16 protein-coding genes and 1 tRNA gene are annotated in these 23,923 nt (G+C 50.1%); 4 read left to right on the top strand and 13 right to left on the bottom strand.

The annotated features are described in order from the left end of the window. Positions 1 to 190: 190 nt before the first annotated feature. From JKP77_RS02260 to topA, 3 genes are all read right to left on the bottom strand, one after another. Complete coding sequence (locus JKP77_RS02260) at positions 191 to 562, bottom strand: YidH family protein (protein WP_218309584.1); 372 nt, start codon at positions 560 to 562, stop codon at positions 191 to 193. Positions 563 to 643: 81 nt separating this feature from the next. After that, a complete protein-coding gene (locus JKP77_RS02255) occupies positions 644 to 1,192 on the bottom strand; it encodes a DUF2058 domain-containing protein (RefSeq protein WP_218309583.1) in 549 nt (182 codons plus the stop codon). Positions 1,193 to 1,197: 5 nt separating this feature from the next. Beyond that, positions 1,198 to 3,858, bottom strand: coding sequence for a type I DNA topoisomerase (gene topA / locus JKP77_RS02250; protein WP_218309582.1), 2,661 nt, complete (start codon positions 3,856 to 3,858; stop codon positions 1,198 to 1,200). A gap of 359 nt (positions 3,859 to 4,217) precedes the next feature. Between topA and astB the strand changes: the two genes are divergently transcribed. After that, complete coding sequence (gene astB, locus JKP77_RS02245) at positions 4,218 to 5,558, top strand: N-succinylarginine dihydrolase (protein ID WP_218309581.1); 1,341 nt, start codon at positions 4,218 to 4,220, stop codon at positions 5,556 to 5,558. A 700-nt stretch (positions 5,559 to 6,258) separates the two neighbouring features. On the opposite strand, the gene JKP77_RS02240 is transcribed toward astB, so the two are convergent. Further along, complete coding sequence (locus tag JKP77_RS02240; RefSeq protein ID WP_218309580.1) at positions 6,259 to 8,454, bottom strand: Ig-like domain-containing protein; 2,196 nt, start codon at positions 8,452 to 8,454, stop codon at positions 6,259 to 6,261. A 118-nt stretch (positions 8,455 to 8,572) separates the two neighbouring features. Here JKP77_RS02240 and JKP77_RS02235 point away from each other — a divergent pair, with 118 nt between their 5' ends. Next, complete coding sequence (locus JKP77_RS02235) at positions 8,573 to 9,919, top strand: dicarboxylate/amino acid:cation symporter (RefSeq protein ID WP_218309579.1); 1,347 nt, start codon at positions 8,573 to 8,575, stop codon at positions 9,917 to 9,919. Between the two features lie 103 nt (positions 9,920 to 10,022). Here JKP77_RS02235 and lolE read toward each other — a convergent pair whose 3' ends face one another. From lolE to dnaQ, 5 genes are all read right to left on the bottom strand, one after another. Continuing rightward, positions 10,023 to 11,258 carry a lipoprotein-releasing ABC transporter permease subunit LolE gene (lolE, locus tag JKP77_RS02230; RefSeq protein ID WP_218309578.1) on the bottom strand — a complete coding sequence of 412 codons (1,236 nt, stop codon included), beginning with the start codon at positions 11,256 to 11,258 and terminating at the stop codon, positions 10,023 to 10,025. Continuing rightward, positions 11,255 to 11,953 carry a lipoprotein-releasing ABC transporter ATP-binding protein LolD gene (lolD, locus tag JKP77_RS02225; protein WP_218309577.1) on the bottom strand — a complete coding sequence of 233 codons (699 nt, stop codon included), beginning with the start codon at positions 11,951 to 11,953 and terminating at the stop codon, positions 11,255 to 11,257. Before lolD ends, lolE begins: the two co-directional genes overlap by 4 nt. A gap of 148 nt (positions 11,954 to 12,101) precedes the next feature. Beyond that, positions 12,102 to 12,178, bottom strand: a tRNA-Asp gene (locus tag JKP77_RS02220). Between the two features lie 461 nt (positions 12,179 to 12,639). After that, entirely contained in the window at positions 12,640 to 14,016 is a 1,377-nt protein-coding gene (locus tag JKP77_RS02215; protein ID WP_338024830.1) for a TIGR03503 family protein, read from the bottom strand. A gap of 90 nt (positions 14,017 to 14,106) precedes the next feature. After that, positions 14,107 to 14,826: a DNA polymerase III subunit epsilon gene (gene dnaQ / locus JKP77_RS02210; RefSeq protein WP_218309575.1), complete on the bottom strand. Its 720-nt coding sequence runs from the start codon at positions 14,824 to 14,826 to the stop codon at positions 14,107 to 14,109. Positions 14,827 to 14,911: 85 nt separating this feature from the next. Here dnaQ and rnhA point away from each other — a divergent pair, with 85 nt between their 5' ends. Continuing rightward, positions 14,912 to 15,379, top strand: coding sequence for a ribonuclease HI (gene rnhA, locus JKP77_RS02205; protein ID WP_218309574.1), 468 nt, complete (start codon positions 14,912 to 14,914; stop codon positions 15,377 to 15,379). A 338-nt stretch (positions 15,380 to 15,717) separates the two neighbouring features. Here the strand turns inward: rnhA and JKP77_RS02200 are convergent, their stop codons facing one another. Next, positions 15,718 to 16,560 (bottom strand): AraC family transcriptional regulator, encoded by an 843-nt coding sequence (locus JKP77_RS02200; protein WP_218309573.1) that lies wholly within the window; start codon positions 16,558 to 16,560, stop codon positions 15,718 to 15,720. Positions 16,561 to 16,676: 116 nt separating this feature from the next. Further along, complete coding sequence (locus tag JKP77_RS02195; protein WP_218309572.1) at positions 16,677 to 17,654, bottom strand: NAD(P)H-quinone oxidoreductase; 978 nt, start codon at positions 17,652 to 17,654, stop codon at positions 16,677 to 16,679. Positions 17,655 to 17,948: 294 nt separating this feature from the next. On the opposite strand from JKP77_RS02195, the gene JKP77_RS02190 reads away from it, so the two are divergent. After that, a complete protein-coding gene (locus tag JKP77_RS02190; protein ID WP_218309571.1) occupies positions 17,949 to 19,139 on the top strand; it encodes a class I SAM-dependent rRNA methyltransferase in 1,191 nt (396 codons plus the stop codon). A 252-nt stretch (positions 19,140 to 19,391) separates the two neighbouring features. Here JKP77_RS02190 and JKP77_RS02185 read toward each other — a convergent pair whose 3' ends face one another. Together JKP77_RS02185 and hrpA are read right to left on the bottom strand one after the other, a co-directional pair. After that, positions 19,392 to 19,694, bottom strand: coding sequence for a PilZ domain-containing protein (locus JKP77_RS02185; protein ID WP_218309570.1), 303 nt, complete (start codon positions 19,692 to 19,694; stop codon positions 19,392 to 19,394). 301 nt (positions 19,695 to 19,995) lie between these two features. After that, complete coding sequence (gene hrpA, locus JKP77_RS02180) at positions 19,996 to 23,904, bottom strand: ATP-dependent RNA helicase HrpA (RefSeq protein ID WP_218309569.1); 3,909 nt, start codon at positions 23,902 to 23,904, stop codon at positions 19,996 to 19,998. Positions 23,905 to 23,923: the final 19 nt, after the last annotated feature.

Below are 23,923 nucleotides of genomic sequence, written 5' to 3'. Positions count from 1 at the left end.
GACAGATTAAAACACACTGAAAACATCAACCGCCCGCACTGCTGTATCATATCTTGAGAAAAGCTCGAATAAATCGATAATCATCGGAAAGCCCGGACGTATGAAGTTCCAACGCTGGACTCGAAGACGTAGCAGTTGTTCATACCAGCTAGCAACTTACTGAAAGGTATGTTTCCAGGCACCATCTGCCTTATTGATGCAGGTAAAAAAGCACACCAATGAGAAGCAGACTTAACAACGACACCAGCAGGTTAATAGTCATTCCCCACCGCGGTCTGTACTTCTCGGGCACTTCTTTGTCATTCAGCGTCTTGAGCACTTTTGAGAACTGATAGGCTGAGACGCCAGCACAAAACGCTCCCAGAAGGATAAATAATAAGCCCAGAATAAAGGTAGGTCCGTAGGCGGCAAACTGTTCGGTGTTTTGTCCAAGTGCCTTAATTAAAAAACCTGAGCGTTCTATGACAAAGCCGAACGCAACCAGGCCTAGGCTGGTTCGGTTCCAGGCCAGTAACGTTCGCTCAGCAGCAAATAACACTCTGGGATCCTGCAAATCCGACATAAGAAGCTGTTCCTGTAACAAAAAAGCCCTGTCAGTTTACACTCACAGGGCAGGTTTTTTTAAAGTGCTATTAACGACCAGCTACCAGGTAAGATCATCCGGGATCTGATAATCCGCATACCAGTCATCTTCCTCCGATGCCGCCTGGTCTTCCGGTGCCGTATCCGCACGGTAAACTATGACGCTATCATCACGCTGAGCAATTTTGTCTGCTACCGGTGTCGGAACAAGCTCATAGCCATCCTCAAAACTGACCACCGTCAAGCGGCCCTGGGTAACCAGTTTATGCACGTCGTCCGTCACGTACATGCGCTTTACCACATTGTTGTGAGTAAAGTTCAGTACTGTATCGCCCTTGCCTTTAGACTGGCGGTTTACACTGATAAGTTGTTTAACCTGCGCAGCAATAGATTTCTTTTCAACCTCTTTTTGCCGCGCCTCATTCAGTGCCCTGTCTTTTGCCTTTTTCGCTTCTGCTGCTTCCTGCGCAGCCAGCGTCGCTTCGTCCACAACCGCCGCTTTATTTTTGTTTTTCAGCTTTTGTTTCTTTCGTTTTTCTGCGCGCGCCTGTTTGGCTGACGTTTTGTCAGCCAGTCCGGCTTTCAGTAATTGGTCCTGTAATGACGCCATACCAGCTACCCTTTCTTCGTCGCTTTCTTCGCGGCGGGCTTTTTGGCACTTTGTGCCACCCACTTCCCGTTCTGATACCAGGCGGACCACCCCGTAGATTTACCGTTTTCATTTTCAGACATTACATACTGCTGTTTCGTCTTTCTGCTGAAACGAACGATCGTCGGATTGCCATCAGGATCTTGCTGAGGCGCATCTGCAAGATAATAGAATTTCGGCGAAATTCGCTCCCTGAAGCGTGCCAGTTCCTCGACTTTCGGAGCACGGGTTTCCCTTGATTTAGGGAAATTATGCGCCGCGAGGAAAATACCTGAAGCACCATCACGCAGCATAAAGTGTGCGTCGGATTTCTCGCATGGCAGTTCAGGCAAATCTACCGGATCTTCTTTCGGTGGCGCAGGCTCGCCATTGCGAAGTAACTTACGGGTATTTTTACACTCGTCATTGGAACAGCCGAAATACTTACCGAAACGGCCATTTTTAAGTTCCATATCGCTGCCACATTTATCACATTCGATAACCGGGCCGTCATAACCTTTAATTTTGAAGGTCCCTGTCTCTACCAATGTCCCCGGGCATGTCGGGGTATTACCACAGACATGAAGTTTCCGGGTCTCGTCAACCAGGTAGCTGTCCATGGCGGTACCGCAAATCTGACAGCGCTTTTTAGCTCGTAGCGCCTCCGTTTCCATCTCTTCCTCATCATCAACCTTCACAACTTCATCGCCAGGTGTGAGGTTCATGGTGTTGGTACAGCGCTCTTTGGGCGGCAGATTGTAGCCTGAGCATCCCAAAAACACGCCGGTAGATGCAGTACGTACGTTCATTTCACGGCCACACTTGTCACAGGATATTCCTGCGGGCACGGCCTGATTCGCACGCATTCCGCCTTCGTCAGGATCTTTCTCAGCGGTCAGCAGCTTATTGTAAAAGTCACTGTAAAAATCGTTTAGGACCTGCTTCCAGTTTTTATTGCCTTCGGCGATATCATCCAGATGCTGCTCCATATTGGCCGTGAAATCGTAACTCATCAGGTCATCGAAGTTTTCCATCAGCCTGTCGTTAACGATTTCGCCCATTTTCTCAGCGTAAAAACGTTTATTCTCCAGGCGCACATAGCCACGATCCTGAATCGTCGAAATGATACTGGCATACGTGGAAGGACGACCTATTCCCCGTTTTTCAAGCTCTTTTACCAGTGAGGCTTCGTTGTAGCGAGCGACGGGCTTAGTAAAGTGCTGTTTTGGATCCAACGCTTTGAGGTTAAGTACATCGCCTTTCTGTACATCCGGCAGCATCAGTTCTTCGTCACCTTTCTTGCGGATCTGAGGCTGCACCCGGGTCCAGCCGTCAAACTTCAGTACCCGGCCTTTCGCGGTGAGTTCGTAATCCCCTGCCGCCACTTTAATGGTGGTGGCATCATATTTCGCGGGTGTCATCTGACATGCCACAAACTGACGCCAGATAAGCTCATACAGGCGCTGTGCGTCGCGCTCCATTTCTTTAAGCGATTCCGCCTTAATTGCCACATTAGAAGGACGAATGGCTTCGTGGGCTTCCTGTGCGCCTTCTTTACTCCCGTAACGAATAGGCGATGCGGGCAAGTATTTGTCACCAAAATTGTCGTTTATGTAGTCGCGACAATTATCCAGCGCTTCCTGACTCAAATTGGTCGAATCGGTACGCATGTAGGTGATATGGCCAGCTTCATACAACCGCTGCGCCATCATCATAGTTTTCTTTACACCAAATCCTAAGCGGGTACTTGCCGCCTGCTGTAACGTCGACGTGATAAAAGGTGCTGACGGACGGCTTTGAGTAGGTTTGGATTCACGACTCTCAACAACGTAAGGCGACGCTTCCAGACGTTTTACCGCCTCGTCTGTTTCGGATTTGTTTTTTGGTTTAAATGCATTGCCCTGGTATTTATTAACCAGCATTCGCAATGCATTTTTTTGCTCTGTGGTGAGGTCAGCATGCACGTCCCAGAACTCTTCAGGGACAAACGCCTTGATTTCCCGCTCACGCTCAACCACCAGGCGCACCGCCACTGACTGTACACGGCCAGCCGACAGCCCGCGGGCAATTTTCTTCCACAGAAGTGGAGACACCATAAAGCCGACAACGCGATCAAGGAACCGACGCGCTTGTTGTGCATTGACGCGATCGGTGTTCACTTCTCCGGGATGGGAGAAGGCTTCCTGTATAGCGTTCTTGGTGATTTCATTAAACACCACACGCTGATAGGTTTTATTTTTGTCGCCCAGAAGCTCTTTAAGATGCCACGCAATGGCTTCTCCCTCGCGGTCCAAATCGGTCGCGAGATAGATGGTGTCTGCATCTTTAGCCAGCTTTTTAAGCTCGTTAACGACTTTCTCTTTTCCCTGCAGCACCTGATAATGTGCCTGCCAGTCCTGCTCGGGGTCTACCCCCATCCGGTCGACCAGTTTTTTATATTCGTGGCGACGGAGATATTCAGACTTCTCTTCTTCACTGAAGGTTTTTAATTCTTTTGCACTTTTTTTAGGCTCTACTTTCCCGAGTGCTTTGGTCGGGAGATCGCGAACGTGGCCTACTGAACTTTTTACGATAAAATTTTTACCGAGATATTTATTTATCGTTTTCGCTTTGGCTGGCGACTCGACTATGACCAGTGATTTTGCCATATAATTGAACTAAACCCATTGATTTATAGCAACTTTTACAGTTGCTAACTGTATGAAACGGGAGCTGGAATGTGCCCTGACAACGCCCGTGCTTTTTTAACATATATCTACAAAGTGAATGGAAAACAAGATCTTCTTAATAGTTATTCTTTCACTTGCCGGTATCAGCGGCAATTTTAGCTCACTTTTTAACCACCTCGATTGGCAACCCGATGAAAACCCGTATAATGCCGCTCATTCGACGCTATTCTCAATCAGGTCGGCAAAGGAAACAAGGGCCAGTCGTCGCCTCTCAGGAGTTTCTCACCGACCTGTAATAAGGTGGCATTCTTGTCACTCACAACCTACAGAGGGAAAGTATGAAGCAATTCGAAGTGAACTTTGATGGCCTGGTAGGACCAACCCATAATTACGCGGGTTTGTCATTTGGTAATGTTGCCTCCCTGAATAACGCCAATGCGGTAAGCAGTCCCAAGCAAGCTGCAAAACAGGGCCTGGGCAAAATGAAAGCGCTGTCGGACATGGGCATGAAGCAGGGGATCCTTGCCCCTCAGGAGCGCCCTGACATTGCCACGCTTCGCCGTCTTGGCTTCACCGGTTCTGATGCTTCTGTACTGGAAAGTGCCGCTAAACAGGCCCGCGAAGTGTTGCTCGCATGCTGTTCAGCATCAAGCATGTGGACCGCCAATGCGGCAACAGTCTCGCCAGGTGCCGACACAGCAGATGGCCGTGTTCACTTCACGCCAGCCAACCTGACCAACAAGTTTCACCGCTCTCTTGAACCCGAAGTGACCGGGCGCATCCTGAAAGCCACCTTTGCTAACGACAAGTACTTTGCCCACCACACGCACCTGCCGGACAATGAACATTTTGGCGACGAAGGTGCGGCAAACCATACCCGTTTGTGTACCGATTACGGGCATGCAGGCCTGGAGCTGTTTGTGTACGGCAGACATGCCTTTGACCCTAGCAAGCCAGCGCCGAAGAAATTCCCTGCCCGCCAGACGCTGGAAGCCAGCCAGGCGATCGCACGTCTGCATGGATTAAGTGATGAGCAAGTGGTTTACATACAGCAAAATCCGGATGTGATTGACCAGGGTGTATTTCACAACGACGTAATTGCGGTAGGTAACCAGAATGTACTGTTTTTCCATGAACAGGCATTTTACGATACCCAGACTAAGCTTGATGAAATTCGTCGTAAGTTCGGCGATCATCCTCTGCATTTCATTGAAGTGAAGACCGATGATGTTTCCGTGCTGGATGCCGTTAAAACCTATCTGTTTAATACACAGATCATCACCCTCCCCTCAGGTGACATGACGATCATAGCGCCAACAGAGTGTCAGGAAAACGACGCCGTAAGCCGTTATCTGGATAACCTGGTGACCACGGGTACGCCTATCAAATCCGTCAATTACTTTGACGTAAAACAAAGTATGCGCAATGGCGGTGGCCCGGCGTGCCTGCGTTTACGCGTTGCGCTGACAGAGCAGGAACTCGACGCTGTGAATCCAAACACGCTGATTAACGATCAACAATTCGCGCGCCTGAATACCTGGGTAGATAAGCATTACCGTGATGAGCTGGCAGAAAACGACCTGCGCGACCCGCAGCTTGTGACCGAGTCGCGCACAGCGCTTGATGAGCTGACGCAAATTCTGAAACTGGGTTCGGTATATCCGTTCCAGCAAGATTAAGCAGAGCTAAGCAGACAAAAATCGATACAGCCCGGCTTGCCCGGGCTTTTTTCCATTACCCGAACCACAGATCACATCGCTTGAGCAGGTGCACACTTGCCATCGCATTGCATGTTGCACCTGCCAAATCCCGAATCAGGTCGCCATCGCACTACTACATTATTCAGGTAAAAAGCCTTACATCTATATCATCGCTGCTTTGCATACAAACCTGGTGTTGCAGGACAGGCTTCTCGCAAATCGTAGTTTTTATAGCCACCACGTCTTTCTAATTCACTGAAACCAAAATTACTTCAGAGCTCTCTTTTCGAGACGTTTAGCAAACCAAGGGGTTATCGTTGAACTGTTTGATGATCTCCGTCACCCTTTAACAGACCTGCTTAAATACTCTTCTGCCTTAATCAATGACCGACCCAAGCGCATTTCCCTCTTTTGAGGCCGCCTGTACGCGGCTGTGATGGCATTTTCCGTGCTGACTAGTAGCAAGCCTTCACCGATGCGCAGGTACGCGTACCTGACCGATATGAGATAGGTTCCGGAAAATACCTACGCAAGAAGATAATCAAAGAAAAAGCAGGTTGTGAAATACTTGTGTGAAACAAACAGGACAGGCATGCCTTGTAAGCGTTGGTAATAGTCTGACCTGCCCAGAAGGTGCTGTAAAAATAACGAAGCCCGGATTAACCGGGCTTCTTCAACACTATAGCGTGTCCGTACATACCGCGTTGGTACCGAAGGGACTTGCCGGCGGCACTTCCGCCTCGTCATCCAGATCATCTGCCGCGGCAGAGAGCCTGTAGTAAAGCGTTGCACTGGCTTCACTACCAGTAGACTGTGCGAATACCCGTATATTTGCTTCATACCATGCGGCAAATCCTCTCGGGTAGCGATATTCAACAATCGCCTGACCGTTCTCATCAGTTACGTTTTGACCAGCGAAACTGATGGAGCCGACAATCCCTGGAGTGAGGAAGCCATCACCATTGGTGTCTTCACCCACATCCAGAATACCATTTGCGTTAATGTCTTCATTATCACAGGTGGTGGATGTTACCGGTTGCCAGACCGTGCCATTCCAAGCCCACGCGCCTTTTCTGTAAACCCCGTTATTAGCAAACTTGACCGGGGTTGCCGACACCGTCAGAGCAACACCCTGGACTGGCTGGCCGACAGAGTCCGTTACGAATACAGAGAACTCCTTTAAATAGGTCGCATTGTCCGGACTGATAATGATATTACCTGTACCAATCGACACATCAAAAGCACGGTTACCTACCGTCAGCGTGACTGTGTCACTTACCGCCGGCATACCATTAATTGCAGCAGTAATAACCACAGCATCTTCGCTGGTGACGGAACCTGAGGTGAAGATAGTAGACGCCACGCCGTTACTGTCAGTGGTTGCCTGCGACGGCGAGATTGAGCCAGTACTGGTGTCATCCACATTGAATGAGACAACAGCACCTTTCACCAGATTACCTTCCGCGTCCCGGACGATAGCGGTGATAGTACTCGTCTGGCCGTCGGGGCCAATCAGATCGGGGCTGGCGTCAGCCTGAATCGTATCAGGTACGGTTGCAACAAATTCGATCTCTACGCGTGCACTTACCTCGTTGCCATCTGCGTCTTCACCTGTCGCGGTGATGGACGAGAGACCGGCATTGGTAGACGCAATAGTAAAGCTTGCCTCTCCGTTAGCATCGGTAGTGCCAGTTCCGCCAGACATTATGGTGCCGCGCGACGCCGTAAACGAGACATTTCCGCCGGCGAAGGGGCCGCCGTCTTTATTCCAGCGAACGGTAAGGGTTTGGTTGGTATTTAAAGGAATGTCATCGTCAGGTGTATTGACGAAAGTAAACTCGTCTTCCTGTACAGAAATAGTGAATTCAGTTTCTGCATTGAGTGCCGAAGCCGTTATCACATCCTGCCCGGACACCGTGCCGGTATAAGTCACGCTAGCCTGACCGTCTGAGCCGGTGACCACTGAGCCAGCACTGAGTGTGCCAGTCTGCGCTTCTACAGCCACTGTCTGATTAGGGATAGCCACGCCGTCCGAATCCTGTACGCGCAGCGTTAACTCTACAGAGTCATTAAGAATAATAGAGCTGGTTCCATTGATGGTCACTTCGGTGCCGAAAATATCAACATTCACCGTTTGCACCAGCGTGCCCGTTTGCGCAGTAACCGTTACTGTGCGGTTAGTGGCATTATTTTGTGTAGACAACAAAGCGCGAGCGGTGCCGTCTGCAGCAGTCGTTGGCTGCGTAAGCTGAAGTTCCACATCGGCTTCATTACTTACCGAAAAGCTAACATCGACGCCTTCCATCAACACGCTCTGCTCATTTTTCACCAGCGCTATCAGCTCAACCTCATCGGAGCCACTGGAGGGCAGTTGCACTGTACTGGCAAACAACTGCAATGTGGCGGGCTGTACACTGCCACCACCGCTGCCAGAAGAGGAGAACGTAGTGGTTCCTTCCTCACCGGATGCTATTGTCGCCGTGATCTGACCGTCACCCGCCAGCGCTCCCACTGTCATGTTTATCGTTGCTACGCCATTGTCATCGGTACGAGCTGTACCAGTGTCGTTAGAAAACACCGCCAGCTCGCTGTTGCTAAGGTTAAACGTCACTAACGTATCAGTTACGGCATCCCCGTTTGAGTCAGACACGGTCGCAATCACGGTCAGGGGGTTATCGATAGTCAGGTTTCTGTCTGTATTCCCTTCGCTGTCCTGCACATCCATGCTAATACTGATTGTAGGGTCAGGTGTTGTACCGCCACCGCCCGTATTACCGCCGGTGTCCCCGTCTCTGGATACAGAGCCGCCTCCACCGCAGGCAACAAGTAAAATCATTGTGCTGAGTAACGTCAGCGACTTGAATAATGCATGCATAGTTGTCTTCCTGGACCTCTTTTAATGACAATTGGGCCGTTTTCACGTTTAAAAATAACCAGAATCTGGCACACTATCGGGGCAATTCAGAATAATAAAATATGCTCAGGGAACATACATGTCTCAAACTGCACATAAATATAGCTTAACCACCAGAATTTTTATCGGCATGGTTGCCGGAATCATTATCGGCGCCCTGCTACAATTCTTGTTTGATGATAGCGGAGATTTACGTTTTTCGATATTTGGTTTCGAGTTATCCACGTATGGCATTCTGGTAGAAGGTATATTTTCTACACTCGGACAAATATTTATCGCCAGCCTGAAAATGTTGGTCGTACCTTTGGTATTTGTCTCGCTTATCTGTGGCACCAGCAGCCTCACTGAGCCCAGTAAACTCGGGCGCTTAGGCGCAAAATCTGTCGGCCTGTATATTGTCACAACCGGTATTGCGGTAACACTGGCTATCAGCTTAGGTTTACTGTTTTCTCCGGGCGAAAACCTTAACTTAAGTACTGAAAATGAATACGTAGCGAAAACACCACCCAGCTTGTCAGAAGTATTTGTGAATATGTTTCCTACCAACCCCATCAACTCGATGGCGGAAGGAAATATGCTGCAAATTATCGTATTCGCGGTGCTCTTCGGTATCGCCATGGCAATGACCGGTGAAGCCGGCAAACGGATCGGGGCCTTTTTCGAGGACGTAAACACCGTCATTATGCGTTTGGTGACCATCATCATGAACCTGGCACCTTACGGGGTGTTTGTGTTGATGGCGAAACTGTTTGCCACCATCGGCGTGGATACCATTTTCAGTCTGGCTAAATATTTCGTACTGGTACTGGCAGTACTGGCGATACATGGCCTGGTAACGTACTCGATACTACTGAAAGTACTGACTGGCCTGAATCCGATTGTGCTGTTCAAAAAAATGCGTGATGCGGCGCTTTTCGCATTCAGCACATCATCCAGCAGTGCCACACTGCCGGTGACCATGGAAACCGCCCGTAATAAGCTGGGTGTGGGTAACTCTGTTTCTTCATTTACGCTGCCGTTGGGCGCCACCATCAACATGGACGGTACCGCGATTATGCAAGGGGTTGCTACTGTCTTTATTGCGCAGGTGTATGCCGTTGATCTCACATTGGGCGACTATTTGATGGTTGTGCTTACCGCGACCCTCGCTTCGGTCGGTACTGCCGGCGTTCCCGGGGTGGGTCTCATTATGCTGGCAATGGTATTGCAGCAGGTAAATCTGCCGGTAGAAGGCATTGCCCTGATAATCGGTGTGGATCGCCTGTTAGACATGACCCGTACTGCGGTGAATATTACCGGCGACTGTATGGTTTCGTGCGTCGTGGCAAAAAGTGAGAATGAGCTTGATGAGGACGTCTACTACGATGCAAATGCTGGCGAGAAGGAAGAAAACATCGACCTTCAGCACTTTGATAAAAACAGTTAGCGGATAATCTGCTAAACAAAAAATAGCCCGCTAAGTCGGGCTATTTTTTTATCACCTGAATTTGTATCTTATCCAATCCGTATTAAGCGACTTGCGACAAACACTAGCCATTTAATGCCGTAGCAGGCTCAACTTTTACCGCTTTATGAGCAGGATATAACGTTGCCAGCACACACAGGATAAACGCCACCACGACGGTGACTATCACGTCCTGGGTATGCAGCTGTGAGGGTAGAAAATCGATAAAATAGATATCTCCGGAAAGTACGCTGATCCCTAAACCATTTTCTATTGCGCGAACGATAGCAGACAGGTTCGGCGCAATAAGAAGGGCTGCCAATGTACCCGATACAATGCCAATGACACCGTTAATCATGCCCTGCAATACAAATGCCTGACGAATAAGGGCATCGGTCGCCCCCATTGTCTTTAAGATAGCAATAGTGGCGCGCTTTTCCCGCACCGCCATAACCAGCGTTGAAACAATGTTAAAACAGGCAACCGCAATGACCAGTGTCAGTGCAATATACACGACCGTTCTGACCAGCTGAATGTCGTTGTACAGGTGACCCTGCGTTCTGGTCCAGTCAGACATATAAGCAGATTGCGGAAAACTATAGCCAATTTCACGCATGGTACCAAAGGCCGAAAATGGATCATGCAAGGTAAACCGAAGCCCCAGTGCGCCAGAGTCAATATCCAGTGCCTGAGAGGCTTTTTTCAGGTGCATCATGCCAAGATAATTATCAAGCTCACCGCCAATATTGAGGATCCCCGACACTGTCAGGGTTTCACTGTGTGGCGCCTTAAAGGACAAGTCAGCCGTCATCGTCGGAATGAGTACCTGCACCGCGTCGCCTTTCTCTATTCCCAGTTTCTCGGCAACCCCCTTGCCTAACAGCACACCATCCGGTTCGGACTGAAAGCGCGTCCAGTCTGACTCTGGCACTCTGGAGCGCCAGGCGATAGTGTTGTCAGATGTCGTATCAAGCCCCGTCAGTTCAACCGCTTTTAGTTCACCCTTGTACTGCAACATGCCGGTTATCTTGGTATAAGGTTCGACCTGACTAACCCTTGGATCCTGCTCCAATCTGTGAACCTGTGCCTCCCAGTGACGTATTCCCGTGGACTCTGTCGCATAAAGCTCACCATGTGGGATCACTGACAAAATACGGTGGGTGAGTTCCCGTTCGAAGCCATTCATGACGCTCAGCAAGGTAATTAACACAAAGCAGCCAAGACCAATTCCCAGTGTGGAAGAGAAGGAAATAAATGAAATAAAACGGTTCTTTTGCTTGGCACGACGGAATCGCTTTGCCAATTCCCACGCCAGCTTCATACAGTATCAGCCTGCGCTTCTGGCAACTGTAACTTGCCGTCCATAATGGTAAGTGTGCGGTCCATTTGTGCGGCCAGAGACCGATCGTGTGTTACCACGATAAAGCTGGTTCCCTGCTCTTCACTTAACTGACGCAACAGCGCATACACCTGATCCCCGGTGCGGTGATCCAGGTTGCCCGTCGGCTCATCGGCTAAGACAATCGCCGGATTGTTTACCAGTGCCCGGGCAATGGCAACGCGTTGGCGCTCACCACCAGACAGTGCAGCGGGTTTATGATCAAGACGATGTGCAAGCCCCACCTGTTCCAGCCGGTGTGTTGCTTCTGCCTGTGCCTGTTTATGTGATGTCCCGTTGATTAGCAGCGGCATAGCCACATTTTCAACCGCAGTAAACTCGGGTAACAAGTGATGAAACTGATAAATAAAACCGATATCACGGTTTCTCAACGCCGCCAGCTGTTTTGAAGACAACGCATGAAGCGCCTGCCCCTTAATCAGTACCTTGCCTTCATCAGGCGTATCTAATCCACCCAGGATATGCAGTAACGTACTTTTCCCCGAACCTGAACTGCCAAGAATGGCAACCTGTTCGCCCGCGTTTACGGTAAAAGAAATATTGGTTAACACGTTAGTGGTAGTGGTTTCTTCCCGGTAGGACTTTACAATCCCCTGACATGCAATCACTGCTTCCATGTCTGCTTTGACCCTCTTGGTAATGTTAAGAGAATGGTATCCTGATAGACACGCGAATACCAACACGAAAGCGCAGTAAAGCGAATACTGTGAAGTAATATTTGGTGATTTTTTGAGGTAGATAACTCACACAGGACATGCAAGTTAGTGGCGGAGCGGACGGGACTCGAACCCGCGACCCCCGGCGTGACAGGCCGGTATTCTAACCAACTGAACTACCGCTCCACTTTTTCAATATATTCAGTGAGTTAATTGCGTTTAGCGAATCGCCCTGCCCTCACTGCGGCGCAGATAATACGGTTTCACCCAAATAGAGTCAATGGTTTTTTTTAATAAAATCGTCATCTGCGGCCCGTTTGCACGTAAATTCAACAGAATGTTTTATTTACCAACAATTGCTGTCTGAAAGGTACTCAGCGGCCTGATTAAACCCGGAAATACGGATTGAGGCAAAATCGCAACGTCTCTTTAGCAGTGCCTGTGCCTGGCTCGTTGTATATCAACACAGACTATAACCAATGCCGAGAGCGGCCGTTATGCCGTTCAGGAGAAACAAACACAGGAAATCGCCTGCATCTGCGGTATTTGACAAGGATTACGGTCATAAACCAGCTGCAACGTGCGAAGCCCGGTTTATAGCGTGCAGAAAAGAAGAAACGAAGAGGAAAATAAGTGAATAAGCGAGCTTAACCAGACTTTTTGAACATGCCAATGAGTTTTGACAGCATAGAACCTCTTTTCTTCTCGTCACCTGCCCCCTCGGCTGACGCTGGCGGCGTTGACGGACTCAGGCTTTTTTTCCTGGCCATTTTTCGCTTTACCATCACGCCGGTAACAACCAGTAAGCCAATCACAACAATAGTGCCATTTACGCCAATAATCAGCATCATTATCGTGCTGTCATCCATCTCATCACTGACTTCTGGCTCAGCAGTACTGTCAGCAATACCAATATCCGAATCCAGATCCATTGACGTATCCGGCACTGCTGTCTGGCCATCATCTGCAGTCGGCGTCTCCTCCAGCATCGGATCAACCACTTCTGGCTCAGGAGCTTCCGCTAAAAACGTATACTCCGGAACATCCAGAATAAAATCACGGCCCTCGGAGGTCGTGCCATACGCTGTCAGCTTTACCCTGAACACCCCTTCTTCGTAAGCCACAATGAGGTGTTCACGGACATCGTTACTGGGTTCGGTCAGAGAAAAATTCTGCATATCACCATTTGGAAAGCGAATTTTTCCATCAATGAGTAATGACTCAATGTCAACCAGTTCCCTGTCTGTATCAATCAGTAATTTGTGGTAGCGATCACCACCGCCATCAAGTTCAACGTCCAGCTTAATAGGATTAGGGTAAAGCAGGATGGGTGGATTTTCCTGCTCGCGGGTGAACATGGGGGTAGTCACCCTGAATATCGGCTTCCATTCACCTGGCGGCACAGACAAATTAAATTGACCAGTAAACGTACCGTCCAGTGGGGCTTCGTCCATGCCACGCCCATTATCCTCAAATGTGGCAATAAGCTGATCATTGGCACCAAAGTTATCATAATTGGGGTTATTGGTACTGATAAGCTCGATGGTCAGTTCGACCACGTCACGAAATTCATTGTAGTCGATGGGCTTACCGTCATTAGTGAGATACGCCGTGCTTTTAAGGATTTCACCGGAAAAAATGATTGATGGCAGTTTATCAGCATGTAACTGAATATCAGACAGCACCATCACGCGACTACCTGGCAAAATCCTTCCCACCGCCTGCCATGGTCCGGGAACGGGGTTTTTAATACTGATCATGTCGTAGGTGTCAGCGTCATACCAGAAGATATCGTCTCCCTCGACCTGACTCTGGAAGATTTTAGAGCCATCCGGTCGCACCAACACCACCGGCGCAGAGCCATACTCGCGGAAAAACACCATGGTGATCTCATCGACTTTATAGTCGATGCGAAAGCGGTTTCGCAGCAGTTCAATGGAGTTCTGGTATTCCGTTCCCAGCTCAGTCAGCGGTGAAGCCTCGTTATCAGTGCTTTCAGATTCGCTCGACGCTTGCGGATTCACAGATACAGGTTCCTGAGCAGCACATAGACCACTTATCACCAGTAACACAACCACCCATATCCTACCCGTCACTTGCGCTGGCTCCCGCTGTTATTCTTCGCTGCCCGTTGCCCGCCAGAGACACTTACCGCCGCTTTGCTCGACAATGTCCAGTCTGGCTTCATGCTGTGCTAATTCATCGGCGGATGCGTTGATAACCTTTAATTTTTTTCCGTTTCTTTGAACACGACGTATGGCATGAGCACTATTGTCCGAGTCACTGTTTTCACCGGCGAGCCTGAGCTTGGTTTGCCCGCCTGTCATCAACAGATAGACATCGGCAAGAATTTCCGCATCCAGCAATGCGCCGTGAAGTTCCCGGTGGGAATTGTCAATGCCGTAGCGTTTACACAGCGCGTCGAGGTTATTTTTCTGACCCGGATGCATTTGCCGGGCAACGACCAGAGTATCGAGTACCGTGCAGATATCCGCCGTTTTAACCGTGCGGGTAGATGGCTCCATGGAGAACTCATGATCCATAAAACCCACGTCGAAAGGCGCGTTATGGATCACCAGCTGCGCACCGCGAATAAAATTAACAAAGTCCTGGGCAATATCTTTAAAAACCGGCTTGTCAGCCAGAAATTCATTAGTGATCCCGTGGACTTCAATCGCTTCCTGCTCTATCTGGCGGCCAGGATTGATATACACGTGAAAATGATTACCGGTAAGTTTCCGGTTTACCACTTCCACACAACCAATTTCGATTATCCTGTGACCTTCTTTCGGATCAATACCTGTGGTTTCTGTATCCAGTACAATCTGACGCATGTTATCTCTGCTTTGCTTCTCTTTTTTGCTAGTATATCAATCCCATCGCTACACGCTATGACAAACAGCAAAAAGAGGTAATCGGGTGACCCGAAAAACAATTCATATTTTCACCGACGGTTCTTGTCTGGGTAATCCCGGGCCTGGAGGCTACGGCGCGGTTCTGGTGTACAAATCTCACCGAAAAGAATTAAGCGATGGTTTTGCTCATACGACCAACAACCGCATGGAGTTGCTGGCCCCCATCGTTGCACTTAACAGTCTGACAGAGCCCTGCAAGGTGGACCTGACAACTGACAGCCAGTATGTCAAAAACGGAATTAATCAGTGGATCCATAACTGGCGTAAAAACGGCTGGCGAACGTCAGACAAAAAACCGGTTAAAAATGCCGATCTCTGGAAACAGCTTGATGAAGCTGTGAAACGCCATGATATCGACTGGCATTGGGTGAAAGGACATTCTGGTCATCCTGAAAACGAACGTTGTGATGATCTTGCCCGCGAGGCGGCGTCGGCCAACCCGACGCAACCTGATGAAGGTTTCAGCGGATAGGCTAACAATCTCTGCGTTATAAAACTGCATTGCCACACGCCCCGTTTACAAAGCATGCCGGGGCGCACGTCTCGAGGGAAGATGCGAACAAGTCTAAAGTCACTCAGCGAGTCCTGAAGCATGCAGTTGCAAGGCAGGATTAGCAGGGAATGGCAGTCGCCCTTGCCAAGAAGCCTAACGCCGCAAATGCATGCTTCAGGGCTCGCCCTTGGGGCTTACAGCCAAGCGCCTACTCGTCGTTGGTCTTTTTTGACTTGACCCGTTAGGCCTGCAAAAGACCGCCTTGATTAGTCACTTGGCTGTGAGCCTGAGCGACCATAGACTTATTCGCACCTTCCCTAGCTTAACTTCACTGGCGCATATAGTCGGTACTCAGCCTCCTCCTCGGGAACATCCGGAAACCAGCGAACCCGTTCAATAAACGGTGGATGACAAAGGCAACCGCCCGCCTCTTCTACCAATCTGGCCATTGCCCTGCCCATCGCCGTTTCGTTACCAGTAAAGGGCAATGTTAGACACGCCATTGCGGGTAACACATAGTGACGCATACCGGCCTCCAGCGGTTTGCCTGCACCGTTAGTCGCGCCAACAAAAATATCAAGGTGCCCTGGCGTAGGTGGAGCCAGAAAGATATTAAAGGTTCTGGACCGTGGTGGTGATACGCCGTGAGCCTGGCGCCAGTTGATAAGTTGTCGCAGTGTCTTAGCCAGAGTCACGACATCAGCCTGATGATGAATACCGCTGAGCGTAAGTGAGGGAAATGCAACTAGCTTTGCTGATTCCGGCGTAAATTCAATATCATCATTATGCTTTGTGCGCAGTCCCGCCAGTGGCGTTTCCAGCGATTTCCAGTAATCCCAGTCCGGGTTTGCTCTGAAATCCGAGGGCGTCAGGCCACCGTGACGGCGAAAGGATTTGCTGAACGCCGCTACACTCTCAAAACCAGCGTCACAGGCGATATCAGTAATGCTCTGACGAGGGCGGAACGCCAACTGCCATGCTGCCCTGCGCAACCTGAGCAAACGCTGCAACGCATCGGCCGATATACCGTACTGCGCCAGAAAACGCCGTTGGAAATAGCTTTCAGAAAGGCCGGTAAATTGTGCCAGTTGCGCCAGCGTCGGCGGGTTATCCAGATTATCGTAAATGTAGTCGATTACCTGGTCCAATTCCTTTTTCATGACTATCGCTTTGTTGATTTTTCCTTGCACACGAGTATACCTGTTCAACTCAGGCGTGTTTGTCCGATCTTGCTCTTATCCTCTGGCAAACCCACATATCGCAGGTTTACATTGTCCTACCATCTCCCGACAAATTTGCCGACTGAATCATTGTTTTCGAGACGGCGATGAGCCTCAGAGATATCCTGTACAGCGAACACAGTATCCATGTTCACTACCAGTTCGCCGGTCTCAAACGCAGACAAGCAACGCTCACTAAACCGCTGGATCAACGCAGACTTATAGTCATCGCTTCGGTTTCTGAGTGTCGTAGCCTGAATACGGGCTCGTTTGGCCAACATTTTTGCCATATCCAGCTTGTCAGCATAACGGCCCGCAAGCATTGCCAGATACACCACAATGCCATCACGCTTTAGTACAGACAGATTTTTGTTCAGATAATCGCCACCTACCATATCAAGTACAAACTCGACGCCATCAGGCCAGACTGCCTTCAATACGTCCTGAAAATCTTTCTCTTTATAATTGATACACACCGACGCCCCCATTTCCTCGCAGTACGTCAGCTTTTCTTGTGTTGACGCTGTGGTGGCGGCCTCAACACCGAAATAACGACAAAGCTGCAATGCGGCAAGGCCTACACCACTCGCGCCAGCGTGAATAAGGGCACGCTGCCCCTGCTCCACGCCGCCTATGACATCAAGGCACTGAAACGCGGTAAGATAGACTTCTGCAAGTCCTGCACACTGTTCGAACGACAGCGATGCCGGGCACCGCATAATATGCGCTGCAAGTACTACCACCTCTTCTGCATAACCGCCGCCGGCGACCAGCCCGAAAACCCGGTCACCCGGTTGCCAGTCAGAGACCGTCTCGGCGACTTCGATCACTTCTCCGGCAACTTCCAGCCCCAGAATGTCACTTTCTCCGGGCGGTGGCGGGTAATGTCCCTGACGCTGTAACGTATCGGCACGATTTACCCCGAACGCGGCAACCCTGACTCTGACATATCCCGGCTTAAGAGTCGGTCTCGCTGTCTGCCCAACGATCAGCCCTTCCGGACCTTTCCCCTGCTCAAAATCCACAAATTGCATAAAAAACTCCCAGTGTCTGTACGCATCCCCTGAGGAATAAACGCATACTTGTCGTGGCGCGCGGGCGCGCGTTCTGCAGCGTCACGTCATAAACCGTGTTAACTCACTGCATGAGTGTATACAACGAACGCTGCTTTGAACGCGATAGTCATTTTTCCGCACATCGTAATATCGATTATTACTATGATGATTCAATGTAGAGGATAGCTACGCAAAAGTCGCGGCAGTGGATGAATCCCGCTATACTTCGCGCCCTGTTTTCCTGCAACCAGCTTATCAGTAAGCGAGGACCCTATGTCAGCAACCGTCGTATTGAACCCGGACCGTGAAAAATCATTGAAACGTCGCCATCCGTGGGTGTTTGCAAGTGCCGTTGCGTCACTGAGCGGAAAATGCCGTAGCGGAGACACCGTTGATGTTGTCAGCGCAGCCGGCGAATGGCTGGGACGAGGCGCCTACTCACCGGAGTCTCAAATCCGGGTACGGATGTGGACATTCAATTCATCAGAAAGTATTGATAACGGTTTCTTTTTGCGCCGCATTGAGCAGGCACTGCGCTTACGCCAGCGGCTGTTCGCCGGCCGCGATACCAACAGTTTCCGACTGATTGCGTCGGAGTCTGACGGGCTTCCCGGAATAACCATCGATATTTACAATACGGTTGCCGTTGTGCAGCTTCTCAGCGCAGGCGCAGAAAAACAACGGAGTAAAATTGTCTGGGCGCTGAATAAACTTCTTCCGGAACTGTCTGTCTTCGAGCGTAGTGATGTGGACGTGCGCAAAAAAGAAGGGTTGGAACCGGTGGTGCAGGTACTGTCGGGAGAGCCGGAAAAGCAGGTCACGATTACTGAGAACGGGCTGAATATACTGGTTGATATTGAACAGGGGCACAAAACCGGCTTTTACCTGGATCAACGTGATAGCCGGGCTGCCGCAGGACGATATGCAAAAGACGCAACGGTTCTCAACTGTTTCAGCTATACCGGCACCTTTTCCTGCTATGCCTTACAAGGCGGCGCCAGCCATGTTACCAATGTAGATGTGTCTGAGCCTGCGCTGAACTTAGCCAGAAAACACCTGGAAATGAACGGCCTGGACACAGCACGGTGTGACATGGTCAATCAGGACGTTTTTCAGGTATTACGGCAATATTACGAACAGAAAACCCAGTTTGATATGGTCATACTGGATCCGCCAAAATTTGTTGATTCGAAAGCATCTCTGCCGCGAGCGTCACGCGGGTATAAAGATATCAATATGTATGGTATCCACGCAGTGAAACCCGGTGGTTTGCTATTTACGTTCAGCTGTTCAGGCCTGATGCCTGGCGACTTATTCCAGAAGATCGTGGCGGATGCTGCGCTGGATGCCGGCAGAACCATTAAAATTATTGAGCGCCTTTCACAAGCCAGCGATCACCCGGTTATCGGAACGTATCCCGAAGGGCATTACCTGAAAGGGTTGATTTGTGAGGTCACCGATTAGTGATACCAACCCGCAATTATGTGTGCTCGCTCAGCGCGTGAATTTTTCGGCTATTAACAAGCCAATTTGTCGAAGGTTTAGTGGCGCTATATCAAACGAAATTGGCGCAGCGGAAAAACCCGTGCCGTTGAACCGGCAGAGGCGTTGCGCCATTAACAATCGTCATAACTACACTGCCAATAAATAGCAGCCGCTGGCATTGCAAAGGACACTCAAAGTCAAAAAAAGCGTGTCAGTGCACGCTTTTTTTGGTTATTTCATTTCAGAAATTTCAACACCAATCAGGCAGCTGCTTTCCGATTCGGGTACGCAGCGCACCACGGTAGCGATGGCAGAAAGTGACGGGATCTGAGAGCTTGTTGAATCTATCGACACATTGACTTTTGTGCCAAGCTCAACGGATGGTTCTGCAACTTCCAGAGACATACCTGTCGCACTGATGTCCTTACACACCGCTTGCAATGTGCGACTTGACTCCTCGTCATTAATTTCCAACTGACAGGGGGAATTCACCATCATCCTGAAAAAGTTGCGTTTATCGTCGTATCCCAACATTTTACTTCTCCTACCTCAGATCAACCTGAACCGCTATACCTTCACCTGTAACTCTCGTTATAGGGCGCATGGTTAAGCTTGTCAATGCGTAAACGTAAATGAGCGCAACACCATTGCTACAAATCTTTCACCAGACCGGGTAATTTGTTTATCTATCCGGCAGTTATCTGCTTACGGTCTGACATTAAATTGTTAAGTTCGCTACCATCGACATTTGTCCAGGCAGGCCTGAACCCTATCCGTTTTAGGTGGAAGGACTCTGACGTCGCCGCCCCAGGGACATTGCGTGGTGGTGCCTGCGTCAAACTAACTCATCTAACCTGGCGGTGATCCGCTTCGCGGATATCGGATACGCGGTGCCGAGCTGTTGCGCAAATAAGCTTACGCGTAATTCTTCAATCATCCAGCGTATCTCATGCAACGCATCGGGTACTTTGTCAGCAGGATACTTGCTCTTCGCTTTCTCCCAGGCTGCAGTCACTTTGTCTATTGTCACCTGCTGCATACGATCTTTATTCGGGTCAATAGGCAGCTTTTCCAGGCGTCGCACCAGGCCTTTGATATAGCGATTCCAGTCAGGTAAACGCGCCGCACCAATGTCACTGACAAACCCAGGATACACCAGTTGAGATAAGTGCGATTTGCAGTCTCCCAACGCACTGACCATAGTCAGCGGCACGTTGCCCTTCATTTGCTTCTGACACTGATTGGCCAGCGTGAGCCCCTCCTCCACCTGCTGGGCAATTTTCAGCACCTCGTCGTTAATATCAGCACGCACTGCATCAACACAACGCTCAAAGCTGTCCTGGTCGCGGATCTCTGTGTTGTGCTGCTTGCAGAACTTTGCGACGAGCTCATCGATGCCAGCCATAATACAGTCATCTATCAGGGCTTTGATTTGCCCGAACGGGTTGAAGTACAAGCCCAGTTTGGCTTTATTAGGTAATTTATTTTGCAGGTAATTAAGCGGTGACGGCATAGCATTTTTAATCAGCACGTTGACGCCCTGACGGTGCAGCGCTGACGCCTTATCGGCTTCATCAACAAGCTCAATGTCCACCTTATTTCCTTTGGCCACAAGCGCCGGGAACGCCTGGACCTCAAACCCGGCCATTTTCTGTACGAAGGTTTCTGGCAGGTTGTCAAAATCCCACGTTTCAATGCCAGTGCGTTCCAGTTCTGGTGTCGCGGCCTGCTCGAAGGTTTCTTTAACCTGCCCCTGACATTGCTGTTTCAGCATATAGAGATCGTCATGGCGGGCAATCGTGTCGCCTTGCTCGTTGACAGCCGCAAAGTGCATTACAAGATGACGCTCCAGCTGCACTTCTTCCCACTCATCTTCGCTGACCGTAATGCCTGTCATACGACGCAGCTTGTCGGTGACCGCATCCACGAGAGTAACCGGCTGACCTTTTTTGTTTGTCTGGCTGATGTCGGACATACAAGCCTGCGCAAAATTAGGCGCTGGTACAAAATTTTTGCGAAGTCGTTTGGGCAGCCCGCGGATCATCGCGGTGATGCGCTCTTCCCGCAGTCCGGGCACCTGCCAGTCAAAGCCAATATCTTCCACCTGATTTAATAAGGGAAGCGGTATCTGTACCGTAACTCCATCGTCAGCGGCATTGGGTTCAAAATGATAACGCAGCGGCAGCGTCAGGTTTCCCTGTCGCCACACATCCGGAAATGCGTTTTCCACAGCCAGCCCCGGCTGCTGTCGATACACATCCTCTTCAGTGAAACGCAGGGCGTCGCTGCTCTGCTGTTTCCACCATTTTTTGAACGCGGCTTCGTTATTGACTTCAACAGGTATACGTGAGGCATAAAAGTCGACCAGCTGTTGCTCGTCCACCATCAGATCGCGACGACGGGTTTTCTGCTCTAATTCATCAGCCTGCGCCAACAAGGCATGATTATCATCGAGAAAGTCATAGCGAAGGCGGGTATTCCCTTCCACCAGCGCTTCACGGATAAACAGCTCGTGACAAACCGCCGGATCGATCTGGCTGTACACCACGGCCCGGCGCATCACTATCGGCAAACCGAATAAGGTTACCTTCTCCCACGCCATGACAGCGCCCCGTTTTTTGGACCAGTGAGGTTCGGAATAGCTCGACTGGGTGACATGTTTTGCCAGCGGCTCTACCCAACGCGGATCGATTCGCGCAACATCGCGCGCAAATAAGCGGGAAGTTTCCACCAGCTCTGCGGCCATCACCCACTTTGGCTGAGACTTTGACAAACCGGAACCAGGAAAAATCATAAAGCGGGTATTGCGCGATCCCAGATATTCCCGGTCTTTATCTTTAAATCCCAGATGGGATAACAACCCGGTACACAGCGCCTGGTGAATGGCTTCATAGTCGGCAGTTTGCTTAACAGTCCCCATGCCAAGTTCAGCCACTGACTTTTTCAGCTGACTGACAATATCCTGCCACTCGCGCATACGAAGATAATTAATAAAGTGGGTCTTACACCACTTGCGCAGCTGATTGTGACTAAGTGCCGATTGTTGCTCCCGAAACGCCACCCACAGGTTATACAGGCTGATAAAATCAGAATCCTTGTCTGCAAATTCGCTGTGTTTCTCATCTGCTGCCTGACGCTTTTCCTGCGGCCGCTCTCTGGGATCCTGAATAGACAAGCCGGCCGCGATCACCATTACCTCATTCAAAGCCTGCGTTCTGGCCGCTTCAATCACCATCCGGGCATAACGCGGATCAATCGGCAAACGTGCCACCTGACGGCCGGTCTGAGTAAGGTGTGGCATGCCTTTTTTGCGGGTAATCGCCTGAATTTCTTCCAGCAAGCGGAAGCCGTCATTGATATTACGGTTATCGGGCGGCTGCAAAAAAGGAAAGCCGCCAATGTCACCGAGTCCCAGCGCCAGCATTTGCAGGATCACCGAGGCCAGATTCGTTCTAAGGATTTCCGGATCGGTAAACGCGGGTCTCCCCTGATAATCATCCTCACTGTAGAGGCGAATGCAAATTCCATCTGACACCCGGCCACACCGTCCTGCCCGCTGATTGGCGGAGGCCTGCGAAATCGGCTCAATAGGAAGGCGCTGCACTTTGCTGCGCGCGCTGTAACGTGAAATACGGGCAAAGCCCGGATCAATTACGTATTTAATGCCAGGGACCGTCAGTGAGGTTTCAGCCACGTTGGTAGCAAGCACAATACGGCGTCCGGAATGGGACTGGAAAATCCGGTTTTGTTCAGATGCCGACAGCCTGGCATACAGCGGCACCACTTCGGTATGCCGGTATTGCTGACGATTCAGCGCATCCTGGGTATCGCGAATTTCACGCTCACCGCTGAGAAATACCAGAATATCACCGGGCGCTTCTCTGAACAGCTCATCAACTGCACTGACAATAGCATCAGTCTGGTCAACATCATCTCCCATTTCGGCAGGGTCACGATAACGTACTTCCACCGGATACGTGCGCCCGCTCACTTCAATAATGGGCGCATCATTGAAGTGCTTCGAAAAGCGCCCCGGATCGATAGTCGCTGAGGTGATAATCAGCTTCAGTTCCGGACGCTTGTTAAGAAGCTGTTTGAGATACCCCAGCAAAAAGTCGATATTCAGGCTGCGCTCGTGCGCTTCGTCAATGATGATCGTATCGTACTGGTTTAAAAAGCGGTCCTGCTGCATTTCTGCCAGCAGCATGCCGTCAGTCATCAGTTTGATATACGATTGTTCAGAGACCTGGTCAGAAAAGCGGATCTTAAACCCCACTTTTTCGCCCAGCGGCGTATTGAGTTCTTCTGCAATCCGGTTGGCAACACTGCGGGCCGCAAGCCGGCGTGGCTGGGTGTGGGCAATCATACCGTTGACTCCCCGCCCCATTTCCAGACAGATTTTAGGTAACTGTGTGGTTTTACCCGAGCCCGTCTCACCAGCCACAATAACCACCTGATGGCTCGCGATAGCAGCTTTAATATCTTCCTTCTTATCGCTTACCGGCAGCGGCGGATAATCTACTTCCGGCAGATTTTCGGCCCGGTGCTGTTTCTTTGCAACCGAGGCGGTAATGGCTTGGGCAACCTTTGCCAGTTTATCGTTGTTATCCCCCTCGCCTTTCTTGTCCGCAGCCACAGCCTGTTGTAATCGGCGTTTCAAACGAAAACGGTCCGCCAGCAGCGTCTCATCAAGCAGGCTGTACAACTGTTTTACTGAAGGGGTATTGGCGGCGGAGTCAGGCAAAATCGTGTTCCTTATTCAA

This window comes from Alteromonas antoniana, from assembly GCF_019249295.1.
Taxonomy (GTDB): Bacteria; Pseudomonadota; Gammaproteobacteria; order Enterobacterales; family Alteromonadaceae; genus Alteromonas; species Alteromonas antoniana.
The sequence above is the reverse complement of the archived record's forward strand: the minus strand, read 5'-3'. Positions and strand labels throughout refer to the sequence as shown.

Coding starts and splice junctions, on each gene's coding strand:
- JKP77_RS02195 (WP_218309572.1), bottom strand. CDS start 17,654: ATGCAATTTGTGGATTTTGAGCAGGGGAAAGGTCCGGAAGGGCTGATC.
- lolE (WP_218309578.1), bottom strand. CDS start 11,258: ATGAAGCTGGCGTGGGAATTGGCAAAGCGATTCCGTCGTGCCAAGCAA.
- astB (WP_218309581.1), top strand. CDS start 4,218: ATGAAGCAATTCGAAGTGAACTTTGATGGCCTGGTAGGACCAACCCAT.
- JKP77_RS02240 (WP_218309580.1), bottom strand. CDS start 8,454: ATGCATGCATTATTCAAGTCGCTGACGTTACTCAGCACAATGATTTTA.
- JKP77_RS02255 (WP_218309583.1), bottom strand. CDS start 1,192: ATGGCGTCATTACAGGACCAATTACTGAAAGCCGGACTGGCTGACAAA.
- dnaQ (WP_218309575.1), bottom strand. CDS start 14,826: ATGCGTCAGATTGTACTGGATACAGAAACCACAGGTATTGATCCGAAA.
- JKP77_RS02200 (WP_218309573.1), bottom strand. CDS start 16,560: ATGAAAAAGGAATTGGACCAGGTAATCGACTACATTTACGATAATCTG.
- lolD (WP_218309577.1), bottom strand. CDS start 11,953: ATGGAAGCAGTGATTGCATGTCAGGGGATTGTAAAGTCCTACCGGGAA.
- JKP77_RS02260 (WP_218309584.1), bottom strand. CDS start 562: ATGTCGGATTTGCAGGATCCCAGAGTGTTATTTGCTGCTGAGCGAACG.
- JKP77_RS02190 (WP_218309571.1), top strand. CDS start 17,949: ATGTCAGCAACCGTCGTATTGAACCCGGACCGTGAAAAATCATTGAAA.
- JKP77_RS02235 (WP_218309579.1), top strand. CDS start 8,573: ATGTCTCAAACTGCACATAAATATAGCTTAACCACCAGAATTTTTATC.
- JKP77_RS02185 (WP_218309570.1), bottom strand. CDS start 19,694: ATGTTGGGATACGACGATAAACGCAACTTTTTCAGGATGATGGTGAAT.
- topA (WP_218309582.1), bottom strand. CDS start 3,858: ATGGCAAAATCACTGGTCATAGTCGAGTCGCCAGCCAAAGCGAAAACG.